Below are 12,394 nucleotides of genomic sequence, written 5' to 3' on the forward strand. Positions count from 1 at the left end.
ACTAGATCTGTTTCTTTTAATATTTAAAAAATAAAAACACTCTTTTCTATTTCGTATTCAAGCCAACACTATCATGTGAATAATAGTTATCGTTAGCAATTGCATTCTTCACAAAATCAGCAATTGAACTAATGGAGACATCATGTCCACCAAAGGGTTCACCTTTTTTTGTGATCTCATAGTCAACCGGGCCATTAGTAAACCATCCTGGACGAATAACTGTGTAATTCAGATCAGAGCCTTCAACTACATCAGCAGCTTCACGGTAAGAACTTAATATTGAATTACTACTCAAATTACCACTGGCACCAACTGAAGCAGGTATTTCATCATAAATTCCCATTGAAGTAATAAACAATAAACGAGAAACTTTGTTGCGGTCCATGGCGACAACAATCTTTTTAGCAAACTGACCTAAATTACCGCTTAAGGCGACAAAAACTGCATCTTGTCCAGCAATTGCTTTATCTAAATCGCTATCTTTAGTTACATCCCCAGCCATAACCTTTTCGCGGTCACTAGCATTCAAACGACTGGCACTTCTTGCAAATAAAGTTAATTGATCATCAGTTTCATTTAAAAGTGTTTGGCGAACTGCTCCACCAATTGTTCCAGTTGCTCCAATGATTAAAACTTTTTTCATTATTTTCTCCTATTTATCACTTACAATAATCAAAGATTTGATAGCTGTACGTTTATCCATTGCTTCATATGCATCTTGAATTTCATCAAGTGTAAATCTCTTGGTAAAGACTTTTCCTGGGTTAATCTTGCCACTCAATACAGCGTCTAATAAAATATTTTTATCATCAGTTGTTACTGAGGCAATTCCACCACGTAGGCCAATATTCTTCCAGAAAAGATTATTAGTATTCATTTCTGACTTTTGAGGAACACCAACACGACCAACAACAGCACCAGGGCGTCCAACTTTAACAGCTGTATCAACGGATTGTTCTGTTCCGACACATTCAAGAACAGCATCAGCACCATTACCAGTTAATTCCATAACTTTGGCAACGGCTTCGTCACCACGTTCAGGAATAATATCTGTTGCACCAAACTCTTTAGCTAATTTTTGTCTGTCTTCGTGACGACTCATAGCAATAATTCTCTTAGCACCTAATAGATGAGCTGAAAGAACACCACTCAAACCAACAGCGCCATCACCCATAACAACTACCGTGTCACCTTTTTTAACTTCAGCACTAGTTGCGGCATGGAAACCTGTTGCCATAACATCGGCTAAAGCTAAAAAGTTGTTAAGCATATCATCAGAATAATCCTCTGGTTGACCAGGAATCTTAACTAAAGCCCAATTAGCATTAGTAAATCTCAAATATTCACCTTGATAACCACCGTTACCGCCAGCTTCCTGATTCAAACAATCGCCATCAAAGCCTGCTAGACATGCGGCACAATGACCACAGCCATGTGTGAATGGAGCAATTACAAAGTCGCCAACCTTAACATCCTTAACTTCTGATCCGACCGACTCAATAATACCAATAGCTTCATGTCCTACGGTTGACCCTAGTTCACGTTTAGAAATTCCACGATACCACCAGAGGTCAGATCCACAAACACAGGCACGTACAATTCTAATAATTGCATCGGTAGGTTTTTGAATTTCAGGTTTATCATATTCCCTAACTTCCATTTTTCCTGGTTCTATAAAAGTTGCTGCTTTCATAATTAAAATCTCCTCTAAAATTTATTTTCTATCATATGATTATTTCGTTAATTTAACTTACAAGTCATATCTTACAAGCAAATCATGTTTGAACCAATTTCAAATCTAAAACTAATTAATAAGTTTTACTTATGTGTTTCAATAAAAAAAAACGCTCATCAGCGTTCCAATTTTCCAACCTCATTTAATTTTGCTAAAACTGAATGTTTATGTGGTGATTTCATTATTGCCTTAGACAAATCGTTTCCGGCGACATTTCCATGATGTTTCCCACCTTGCCAAGGTTCCACATTACTTACATCATAGACAATACCATCAATTGCCACATAAGCTGGTTGGCCGTTCTCACCATTATATTTTTTCAATTCCTCAAGTGTAAATTGCTTCATCTAATCAACCTCACTTTATAATTTGTTATATCTGGCTTCATTATGCCATGTTTTAGTTACAAATGAACACTTTTATTACTCATAAAATTTGTTAAATTCAACATCCACAGGCTCTTAAGGATTCCTATTTGGATGAATCACAAAAAATTATTGATCAATACTAAAAAAGAACCTCATCAACTAATTACGTTAACGAAGTCCCATCAATATTAATATATTCAATTATTTACGATTGATTCTCACTGGAGACATTGCTGGAGTGCGCTCCATTACCTTAAAAATTAGTGTTAATAAGATTATTGATAACCCGATTATTTGCAACATAATGTCATCCTTTCCATTAAGCTCCATTAATTATCTTAATTGGATAAATCATACTCTTTTGTAAATATAACTACAGTTATATTGTCTCACAACATCTAACTTTTTTTCACGTGTACTGCTCAATATCTATTAAATTATCTTAATTTGTTTTTAATAAAATTAAGAAATGAGTTGTGTTCGTTTAGAATTTGGGTAATAATGAAAATTACGTTTTTCTTTTTCATTAGGGGGTTTTTCATGAAGAGTATTTTTAAAAAAGAAAGTGTTGAAAACTATGTCAAAGCAGATTCTCATTTAGTGAGAACTCTACACGCCAAAGATTTGGTTGCATTAGGAATCGGTGCCGTTATTGGGACTGGGATTTTCATACTACCAGGTCACGAAGCTGCACTTCATGCTGGACCGGCAGTCGTCATCGCCTTTTTAGTGGCAGCTTTAGTTTCCGGAATGGTGGGTATGGCTTACGCCGAATTCTCTTCAGCCATGCCCGTTGCTGGTTCGGCTTACTCTTTTGGCTCCGTAATTTATGGCGAATTCGTCGGCTGGTTATTGGGATGGGCCTTGATCCTGGAATATTTCTTGGCCGTTTCCGCTGAAGCCACAGGTTTTGCTTCTTATTTCAATGATAATATTTTAGCGGCCTTTGGTATCACTTTGCCTAAAGCCTTACAGGCCGGACCTTTAGAAGGCGGCGTCATCAATTTAACTGCTGGCTTAATTGTCTTAATTGTTTCTTTCATTATTTTCCACGGTGTCGACCTATCTAAAAGAATCGAAAATATTGCCGTAGTCGTTAAAGTGGCAATCATCATTCTCTTTATCGTAGTCGGAGTCTTCTATATTAAGACATCCAATTACGTACCATTCTATCCAGCAAAATTTCATTCATCACCATTCGGTCTAGGTGGTATTTCTACTGCTGCCGCCACTGTCTTCTTTGCTTTCATTGGCTTTGATGCCTTAGCTGCCAATTCGGCAGAAACTGTTGATCCTGGTAAGAACGTCGTCAAAGGTATTATAGGAACTGTTATTGTAGCGGTTGTCCTTTACGTGGCCTTCTCTTTTGTCCTAACTGGAATCGTTCACTATACTAAATTGAACGTTGATGATCCGGCCGCCTACGCTTTGAAAGTTGTTCATTTAGGTGCTTGGAATAAAATTATCACTTTAGGTGCTCTGATTGGTATTTTTACAGCCATGATTACGATGTTCTTTGGTGGTTCTAGACTAGTCTACGCTCTTGGCCGTGATGGCCTTTTGCCTAAATTTCTGGGTCGTGTTAATTCTAAACGAGCTGTTCCAACTAATGCCATTATCATTGCAACAGTTATTCAAACATTCTTTGCAGCTTTAGTACCACTAACACAATTAGCTTCTTTAATTAATGCTGGAACATTATTAGCATTCGCCTTTATCTCATTTGGAATTATCCCTTTGAGACATCGTAAAGATATTCCAAATGACGGTTTCAAAATGCCACTGTATCCGGTATTACCAATACTTTCAGGACTATTTAGCGTCTACTTCATCGTTATGTTGCCAAGTCTGACCAAAATGTCCGTTTCACTCTGGTTAATTTTAGGCGTGATTTTCTACTTTGCTTATGGAATTAGACATTCTAAGTTACAACAGAGTAACGATTAACTAATACTAATGAGAAATCCAATATAACAATCAAAATGATTATTGTATTGGATTTTTTAATATCATTAATCCTTTTACTCACCCTCAGGAAAATCTGTTGAAGCGGACAAGTCTGTTTCGGATTTATATTCGGTCAATCTTTTTTCCATTGTTTCAATCGTACTTTGCAATGCTTGAGAACCCAAGACCATATGTAATGGCATATCATCATTATCCACGCTTTCTACGATTCTGGCTGCCATTCTTGCTGGGTCTCCGGGTGCCAATCCGTTGGCTGGATCAAGCATTTTCAAAAAGGCATGGGCTGGATTATTATCATATTCTTTCATTAAATTAGCGACGTGGGCACTACCATAACGAAATTCAGTTCTTGCGCCACCTGGCTCTACAATCGTCATCCCGATATTAAATTGTGCTACCTCTTGGGCAACGGATTCACAGAAACCTTCAATTCCAAATTTAGCCGCATGATACATTGAATTACCAGCAAAAGCGACTTGACCGCCATAAGATGAAATTTGAATAATTTGTCCATGATTTTGTTTACGCATAAATGGTAAAACTGAACGAATCATTTGAATAGAACCTGTCAAATCAGTAGCCAGAATCTTTTCAACATCCTCATCACTCAATTCTTCAGCTGCTCCAAACAAGCCATAGCCTGCGTTATTAACCAAAACATCGATTTGATGTTCAGCGCCTATTCTGTTTACTAATTCATGAATTGCTGAAACATCGGTCACATCCAGGATTTCACAAATAAATCTTTCTGGATATTTATCAATCAGATCCTGTACTTTTTTAGTGTTTCTAACTGTTCCAATAACTGTATTACCTGATTCCAATAATTGCGTAGTCATGGCGCGACCAAAACCACTACTTACTCCTGTAATTAACCATGTTCTTTTTGTCATAACGTTCTTCTCCAATTTTTATTTTTCTGGCAAAACTTTATTTAATAAATTCATAGCTGTTAAACTGCGTGGATAACCAATAAATGGCAGTAAAACCGTCACGGCCGATAATAAAACATCTTTATCATTACCGACGTTAACGTTATTTCTGATATGGCCTTGTACTTGTGGATCAGCTCCACCCATAGAGATTAGCATTGAAAATGTCAATAATTCACGGGTCTTATCGTCTAAACCTTTACGTGTGTAATAGTCACCAAAACAGTTATCTGCTAAAAACGTTGCGAAATGCTTTTCATTTTCAGGAAGATTCTCTTGCATCTTATCGACTGCATCACCGGCAATACGACGGACCGTTTTTTGGCCTTCTTCTAAACGATTTTCAGGAGTTGTAGTTGATTGACCAGCAATTGGCAACTTGATTTTTCTTTCTTCGAAGACATTATTAGTTGCATGTAGGAAATCAAATACCTTACCTAAACCGACATAAGGAACGGCCTGATAAACAATCTCTTTGACCTCAACTGGTGTAACGCCAACATTCAAAGCTCCGTTCAACATTGCTTTATATTCATTAACACATTGCATGGCTATTAAAGATGCTAAAGTGATTTTCATTCTCAATTTCAAATCCAAATTCTGATATTTCAAAACTTCATCAAAATTGAAATTATCAAAAATTTCGATAAACTCTGGATCGGTTTGCTTGAGAGTTGATTTTAGATTGGGAAATAATTCTTCATGATTCTTTTGTGCTGTTTCACTGATTGCCATATTTATTTACCTTCTTCTTTGTAGTGCTTTAACTTACGAGTGCTATATTACAGGCAAATTCTAATCAGACCAATTTCAAATACGGTAAGGATTAATAAGTTTTACTTATTTAAAAGTTGGGAAGTCCTTACCATTGACTGCTTTATAAGGACGTACAATATATATTGAATTCTAAACATAGAAAGAATCGAACAACTTGAAGCCAAAAGAGTTATCAAAAAATATACTATTGAAGTTGGCCTAGACAAAATGGGGCACACTTCCCAAGTTTCTATTCAAACTAAGATGGATTTCCGCAGTAATAAGAAATATCTCAATTTCATTGATTCCAAACAAAACTTTATCTGTCATTACTGATAAAATATCAGGCCAAATAAATTACATGATTCACGGCGCCTTTCATTCTAATCCTAAACTGGCCCTTTTATAATCTAACTAGGAAAGCACGCTAATTATCAAGTTCTATGTGATTTAAGAATTAATTTAATTTCCAAAAAAAGCTTCATCACACTAATAGTTGAATGTGATGAAGCCCTTTAAATTAATAGATTTAACCTTAAATTTCTTCCTCAACTGCTTTTGTTTCTGTTTCTTCAACTTTAGCAACTGCCTTTTGCATTTTTCCCAACACTCCACGAGCAATTGGCCCAACAATTAACAATTGTAGAGGCAAAGCAACAATCAAGTTAAATATCCAAGTATGACCATAAGTAGCCAGTACATGTCCTTGAGACAACTTACCTTCAACAGCAATTCCGAAAAATGACATCAATGTTACCATACCAAAAATCATTAAAACTGAGATCGTAATACCAATTAAAATAGTATTTTTCTTCATATAATCATTTATGATATATTTGAAAGCTAATCCTTTAGCGATCGGTCCAACAATTAGTAAATCCAATACAATAGCAACCCCTAAGCCTAATGGATAAGCACTTAAAATTGCCATTGGCAACCCACTACTGAGTCCCTGAGCCATGGCAACATTATATCCCGTCATTACTAGCACCATCAATCCTGCCATAATGGCCGTGAATATAATTTCTTCTTTTAAATTACGTGGCATCTTTAACACACTCCTATATTTAATAACAGAATCTTAATATAGCATGTTAAAAATTTCTTCATAAGTTACATTTTGATTACATTTTCAGTGAAGCGCTTGCATTATCCTTATTCTTGACCCTCATTGACAAAATGTTTTATTGCCCTCAGAATAATTCATAAGAAGATTTTTCTCAAACACAATAGAAAATGTAGGTATAGAAATGGACAAACAAACTAAATTTGTTAAATTATCAAATATTGGATTAGACAATCTAGAATTATACAAAAAATTAGAAACAGGTTACCTAGATAACGTTTGTTACCTATATGTTAATAAAAATAGTAACAATACCTTTGTTGCTATGAACTCTACCCAAAAGGTATTAGATTTTTATAAATTCCATACATCAATGGCTAAAGATGACATCATGAAAAAGATTATGGAACTTTTTAGCAATGATGAAGCAACTGATTTCAAGAAATCATTTGAAGCCGTAAGGGAGTTTGATTTAACTGATAATGTTGTCGTTGAATTACCTTTTGATAATGGTATTTTCACGATATAACAATGCTATTTTTCCTAAAATATCCACCAAAAAAGACATCTTGCGATGTCTTTTTTGTTCCATTCATTATCAAAATAACCTAAGGGATTTTACATCATCATAAAACTAGTAACAATATTCAAAGCCTCTTGTCGTGAATCAGCTAATTCAAATCCATGATCCGCATCCTTCAACAAATGTAATTGATCATTATTATAAATTGCATCATAACGTTTAGAAGCAATATTATTTACTACCCTATCTTCTAGTCCATGTAATAAACAAACTGGACCTTGATACTTTTTAGCAATTTCATAAATAGGTAACGTTTGTGCCGTTCTCAAGTAAAATCCGCCCAATGTCAAACCTTTTTTTATTGGTAACTTATCGGGAATATTTTGAGGATCGTAAATGAACCCTTGTGTATTACCTTTTAATGCATCATCTTTTAATGTAGCAGCAGGCGCCAACAAGACTAATTTATCAACTTTATCAGGATAATATCCCGCTAGCATACTTGCTACAACCCCACCTTGAGAGTGACCTAGCAAATAAACTTTTCGAACTCCTGAAATTTGACGACCATAATCCAAGATTGCCTTACCATCTGCAATTTCATTTAAAACCGTCATATCTTCAAAATCACCATCAGACTCACCATGCCCATTGAAATCAAATCTTAAAGTAGCTAGACCTTTATTTTCCAAATTTTTAGATAATTGATATAACAATTGATCTGGATTTATTCCTCGATTGGATGTAAAGCCATGCATTAAAATTACCAAGTCGAACTCCGCTGTTGATGGTTTAATAAAGGTTCCTCTTAAAGTTAGACCATCACGTTTAATTTCTACATTCATTAATATGTCCTCTTTAATATACTTTTTAGATTATCTTAGTACTATTTTGATTAAATCACTCATATAATTAGATTTATAAATAAAATCGAGGCTTAACTATGGAAAAAATTTTAGTAATAGGTGGAACAGGTAACATCGGATTTCCACTAATTCAATACTTACAAGACAAAGACGTTGCTATTGTAGCCGGAACTCACAATCCAAAACATGCACAACAAAAATTTCAAGGAATGGGAAATATTGAACTTTGTCATTTTGATTTCTTAGACCCATCCACCTTTGAGAAAGCTTTCGATGGCGTATCCAAAGTATTTTTCGTTCGACCTCCCCAGTTGGCTGATCCCAAACATGACATGCTACCATTTCTAAAATTTGCTAAACAAAAGCAAGTCAAGCAGGTGGTCTTTATCTCATTACTTGGAGTTGAAAAGAATCCAATGACACCGCATCACAAAATTGAACGAATGATTCTTGACTTGAAAATTCCCTATACCTTTATCAGACCTAGTTTCTTCATGCAAAATCTAAATACCACTCATTTAGAAGACATTAAAAAATCTCATGATCTTTTTATTCCCGCTGGAAATTCACGAACTAGCTTCATTGATACTAGAGACATTGCTGAAACTGCTGGAATTGTTCTATTAAATGACCAATATCTAAACCAAAAGTTAAATATTACCGGTCCAGTTGCTCTATCATACTTTGAGATTGCCAATATTATGACACAAATACTAGATACTAAAATAACTTACAGTAAACCAAGCTTATTGAAGTTTCGAAAAACAATGTTAAAGCGAGGTACTAAAAAAGAATTTGTTAATGTTATGGTCATGCTCTACTTAATTACTCAATTAGGAAACGCTAAAAAAGTTACCAATACCCTCTCTAAGGTTTTAGGTCATTCACCACGAACTATCGAAGATTATGTTAGAGATTATCAAGATGTTTTTATCTAAACTTAAAAAATAAGGTACCGAAATCAACGATTGATTTCGGTACCTTATTTACTTCTATAACTTTCCACCAAATACAGGATAAACACTGGCATCCCCGTAATTCATTTGGTCAATATCTTCTAAAGTTTTCATATCCTCATCAGAAATAACAAAATCTATTGCTGCATTAGCACGCATATGATCAGGATTAGCTGATTTAGGCAAAACGATCACATTTAATTGCCAATCATAACGAATACATAATTGAGGCACACTGACATGATATTTATCTGCCATTTTCTTAATTCTTTCATCATTCATTGCTGCACCATGAGCGACTGGAGAGAATGCTTCAACAGCAATTCCATTGTCTTGTGAATATTTGATAATATCCATTGGCGTATCACCAATATGAATTTGAACTTGGTTAACGGCCGGTTTTGTATCACTGTTTTTTATCAAGTTATCCAAATCTTCTTTGTCAAAACTTGAGACGCCTATTGTCTTTAGCTTTCCTGCTTTCACAGCATCTTCCATTGCACGCCATGTTTCCAGATTACCTTCAAAATGACGATCATTGCTTTGATTGACCTCTTTCCAAGGCTGAGGATTATGAATAATCATCATATCTAAATAATCTAGTTCCATTTTATTAAGAGTTTCATCTATTGATTTTTTAGCCGTATCATAGTCTTTTATTTCAGCGGCTACTTTGGAATTCACAAAAATTTTCTCACGGTCAACACTTGCATTACGAACGCCCTCTCCAACACCACGTTCATTGCCATAGGCCTGCGCCGTATCTATATGACGATAGCCAATGTCAATTGCACTTCTTACAGAACTAGATACCTCATTATCAGGTATCTCCCAAACACCTAATGCTAGTTTAGGAATTTTTATCCCATTATTTAAAGTAATTGTTTCATCAAAAACTGACATAGTATCTCTCCTTTTGAGTTCATAGATAATTATAAATTTAAACTATACTTCTTGTCCTGTAGGACGAATCACCATTTCATTAACGGCCATATTAGCTGGCGTATCAATTACAAATGCGACCGCCTGTGCAATCTCATCCGGCTGTAAAGCCATCATTTCTGATCCCGGTTGTTTCATAGATTCTTTGAGATTATTTCTAATTTCATCATTATTGATAGAATCAAATAGTTCAGTTTTAACAGAACCTGGAGCAATAATTGTCGTTTTAATATTATTCTTATGCTCTTCTTGACGAAGTCCTTCCATAATTGCTCTCACAGCATATTTAGTACCAGAATAAGCTGCATATCCTGGCAAAACCTCATAACCTAAAACTGATGATGTTGTAATAATATGACCACTCTTTTGATTTTTCATGACTGGCAAAGCAGCTGCGATACCATTTAAAACACCTTTGACATTAATATCCAACATATTTTGCCATTCATCTCTAGCAATTTGATCCAAATTATTAACTGGCATTATTCCTGCATTATTAAAAAGCACATCCACTCGACCAAACGCTGATACTGTTTGATCGATCACCTTTTGAACCTCACCAGCGTTTGTTACATCAGCTGCAAAAGCTTTTATTTCTGCATCAGGATTTATCTCTTTTATTTCTTCCAGTCGATCCAAACGACGAGCCGCAATACTAACTTTGGCACCTTGACTAGCTAAGAGACTAGCAGTAGCTGCACCAATACCACTAGAAGCTCCCATAATAACGACTATTTTATCTTTTAAACTCATTAATAAACTCCTCTATTCTTTAATAGTTTTAATAACTCTCGCCGGTACCCCAGCTACCATAGTATTTTTAGGAACATTTTTAGTAACAACTGAACCAGCTGCAACAATAGCATTTTCACCAATTACTGTCCCTGGTGTCACTGTCACATTAGCCCCCAACCAGGCATTGTCATGAATATAAACCGATTTGAAGCTCAAATGTCTTCTCTCCATTGGTTGAACTCGATGATTGACTGATGCAATTGTGACATTGGGTCCAATCAAAACATTATCGCCAATATAAATCCCACCTAAATCAACAAACATTGAACAATTGCTAATATAAACATTTTTACCAATATGAAGGTTTTGACCAAAATCAGTATAAAAGGGCAATCTAATTTCAGTTGACGTATCAACTTTCTCATTTGTAATTTGACTAACTAACTCGCGGATCTCTGCTTGAGTATGCAGAGATGTATTTAATTGTTGAACTAATAATTGATTCTTATGATTAATTTTTTCGATCTGCTCATAGGCTTCTGTACCAACATCCATTTCTGATTTCATGTAATACCTCCTTGACTGAAGTCAGTATACAAAGATATTATTATCATGTTAAATACTTATTATTAATAGATAACCATAACATTTAATTATAATAGAGGTCTCTCAATGGATGTTAGAGTTTTACGCTATTTTGTAACTATTGCTCAAGAACAAAATATTTCTCAAGCGGCTCGTATACTGCATGTCTCACAACCAGCGCTATCAAGACAAATTGCTGATCTAGAAACAAGACTAGGTACGACCTTATTTATTCGTGGTAAAAGACAAATTCAATTGACTCAAGATGGATATTACTTATTAGAAAGAGCTCAGGAAATTATCAATTTAGTTGATAAAACTACCTATAATCTTCAAAAACAAGATTCCATTAGTGGAACTATTGATATAGGTGCTGGTGAAAGTATTGCCCTACAAGGGTTGATGACAACAGTTAGTAATCTTATGCATAAATATCCAGAAATTCATATAAATTTCACTAGCGGTGACTCCATTAATATTCAATCTGAACTCGACAGCGGTATTTTAGAGTTTGGAATAATTATGGGACATCATAAATTAAACAATTACAACACACTGCAATTACCTGACAAAAATCGTTGGGGAGTTATTATGAGAGAAGACGAACAATTAGCTTTAAAACAGGTCATTCACCCTAGGGATCTGATTGGTCGACCACTACTTGTTTCGAGACAAATAAAACAACACCAAGATTTCAAAGATTGGAGCCAAGGATTATTCGACCAATTTAATTTCATAGGTGCATACAATCTAATTTTTAACGCCAGTTTATTAGCAAAAACAGGTTCTTGTTTAGTCTTAACCTATGATGGATTAGTTGACACCTCAATTGATAGCCGATTGACATTTAGACCATTAAGTCCTGAATTAAATGATCCTAACACTTTGATCTGGAGTAAAAAAGAAGCTTGCCCAAAGTGGATCAATTATTCTTAGATAATTTAAAAGAAGATATTATGAAT

Annotated in this window: 14 protein-coding genes; 4 read left to right on the forward strand and 10 right to left on the reverse strand. The window is 35.0% G+C overall.

Annotated features, from left to right (window positions below):
• Positions 1 to 46: 46 nt before the first annotated feature.
• From CBP76_RS02430 to CBP76_RS02440, 3 genes are all read right to left on the reverse strand, one after another.
• On the reverse strand, positions 47 to 643 hold the full coding sequence (locus CBP76_RS02430; RefSeq protein ID WP_102195343.1) for an NAD(P)H-binding protein: 597 nt from the start codon (positions 641 to 643) through the stop codon (positions 47 to 49).
• A 9-nt stretch (positions 644 to 652) separates the two neighbouring features.
• Positions 653 to 1,693 carry a zinc-dependent alcohol dehydrogenase family protein gene (locus CBP76_RS02435; protein WP_102195344.1) on the reverse strand — a complete coding sequence of 347 codons (1,041 nt, stop codon included), beginning with the start codon at positions 1,691 to 1,693 and terminating at the stop codon, positions 653 to 655.
• Between the two features lie 158 nt (positions 1,694 to 1,851).
• Entirely contained in the window at positions 1,852 to 2,082 is a 231-nt protein-coding gene (locus CBP76_RS02440; RefSeq protein WP_102195345.1) for a cytochrome b5 domain-containing protein, read from the reverse strand.
• Positions 2,083 to 2,643: 561 nt separating this feature from the next.
• On the opposite strand from CBP76_RS02440, the gene CBP76_RS02445 reads away from it, so the two are divergent.
• The gene (locus CBP76_RS02445) at positions 2,644 to 4,050 is read left to right on the forward strand and encodes an APC family permease (protein WP_102195346.1); all 1,407 of its coding nucleotides are present in this window, start codon (positions 2,644 to 2,646) and stop codon (positions 4,048 to 4,050) included.
• A 74-nt stretch (positions 4,051 to 4,124) separates the two neighbouring features.
• Here CBP76_RS02445 and CBP76_RS02450 read toward each other — a convergent pair whose 3' ends face one another.
• From CBP76_RS02450 to CBP76_RS02460, 3 genes are all read right to left on the reverse strand, one after another.
• Positions 4,125 to 4,964 (reverse strand): SDR family oxidoreductase, encoded by an 840-nt coding sequence (locus CBP76_RS02450; RefSeq protein ID WP_102195347.1) that lies wholly within the window; start codon positions 4,962 to 4,964, stop codon positions 4,125 to 4,127.
• 18 nt (positions 4,965 to 4,982) lie between these two features.
• Positions 4,983 to 5,738 carry a carboxymuconolactone decarboxylase family protein gene (locus CBP76_RS02455; protein ID WP_102195348.1) on the reverse strand — a complete coding sequence of 252 codons (756 nt, stop codon included), beginning with the start codon at positions 5,736 to 5,738 and terminating at the stop codon, positions 4,983 to 4,985.
• A 556-nt stretch (positions 5,739 to 6,294) separates the two neighbouring features.
• Positions 6,295 to 6,807 (reverse strand): DUF2798 domain-containing protein, encoded by a 513-nt coding sequence (locus CBP76_RS02460; RefSeq protein WP_102195349.1) that lies wholly within the window; start codon positions 6,805 to 6,807, stop codon positions 6,295 to 6,297.
• A 202-nt stretch (positions 6,808 to 7,009) separates the two neighbouring features.
• Between CBP76_RS02460 and CBP76_RS02465 the strand changes: the two genes are divergently transcribed.
• The gene (locus CBP76_RS02465; protein WP_102195350.1) at positions 7,010 to 7,354 is read left to right on the forward strand and encodes a hypothetical protein; all 345 of its coding nucleotides are present in this window, start codon (positions 7,010 to 7,012) and stop codon (positions 7,352 to 7,354) included.
• A gap of 89 nt (positions 7,355 to 7,443) precedes the next feature.
• Here the strand turns inward: CBP76_RS02465 and CBP76_RS02470 are convergent, their stop codons facing one another.
• A complete protein-coding gene (locus CBP76_RS02470; RefSeq protein WP_102195351.1) occupies positions 7,444 to 8,193 on the reverse strand; it encodes an alpha/beta hydrolase in 750 nt (249 codons plus the stop codon).
• Between the two features lie 98 nt (positions 8,194 to 8,291).
• Between CBP76_RS02470 and CBP76_RS02475 the strand changes: the two genes are divergently transcribed.
• Positions 8,292 to 9,152 carry an SDR family oxidoreductase gene (locus CBP76_RS02475; protein WP_102195352.1) on the forward strand — a complete coding sequence of 287 codons (861 nt, stop codon included), beginning with the start codon at positions 8,292 to 8,294 and terminating at the stop codon, positions 9,150 to 9,152.
• Positions 9,153 to 9,206: 54 nt separating this feature from the next.
• Here the strand turns inward: CBP76_RS02475 and CBP76_RS02480 are convergent, their stop codons facing one another.
• From CBP76_RS02480 to CBP76_RS02490, 3 genes are read right to left on the reverse strand one after another with little or no spacing between them, the layout of a single operon-like run.
• Positions 9,207 to 10,073 carry an aldo/keto reductase gene (locus tag CBP76_RS02480; protein ID WP_102195353.1) on the reverse strand — a complete coding sequence of 289 codons (867 nt, stop codon included), beginning with the start codon at positions 10,071 to 10,073 and terminating at the stop codon, positions 9,207 to 9,209.
• 42 nt (positions 10,074 to 10,115) lie between these two features.
• Entirely contained in the window at positions 10,116 to 10,865 is a 750-nt protein-coding gene (locus CBP76_RS02485; protein ID WP_102195354.1) for an SDR family oxidoreductase, read from the reverse strand.
• Positions 10,866 to 10,877: 12 nt separating this feature from the next.
• Positions 10,878 to 11,414 carry a DapH/DapD/GlmU-related protein gene (locus CBP76_RS02490; protein WP_102195355.1) on the reverse strand — a complete coding sequence of 179 codons (537 nt, stop codon included), beginning with the start codon at positions 11,412 to 11,414 and terminating at the stop codon, positions 10,878 to 10,880.
• 105 nt (positions 11,415 to 11,519) lie between these two features.
• On the opposite strand from CBP76_RS02490, the gene CBP76_RS02495 reads away from it, so the two are divergent.
• Positions 11,520 to 12,368, forward strand: coding sequence for a LysR family transcriptional regulator (locus CBP76_RS02495; protein ID WP_245865554.1), 849 nt, complete (start codon positions 11,520 to 11,522; stop codon positions 12,366 to 12,368).
• Positions 12,369 to 12,394 lie beyond the last annotated feature (26 nt).

Origin of the sequence: Companilactobacillus nuruki, assembly GCF_002872255.1 — a bacterium.
GTDB lineage: Bacteria > Bacillota > Bacilli > Lactobacillales > Lactobacillaceae > Companilactobacillus > Companilactobacillus nuruki.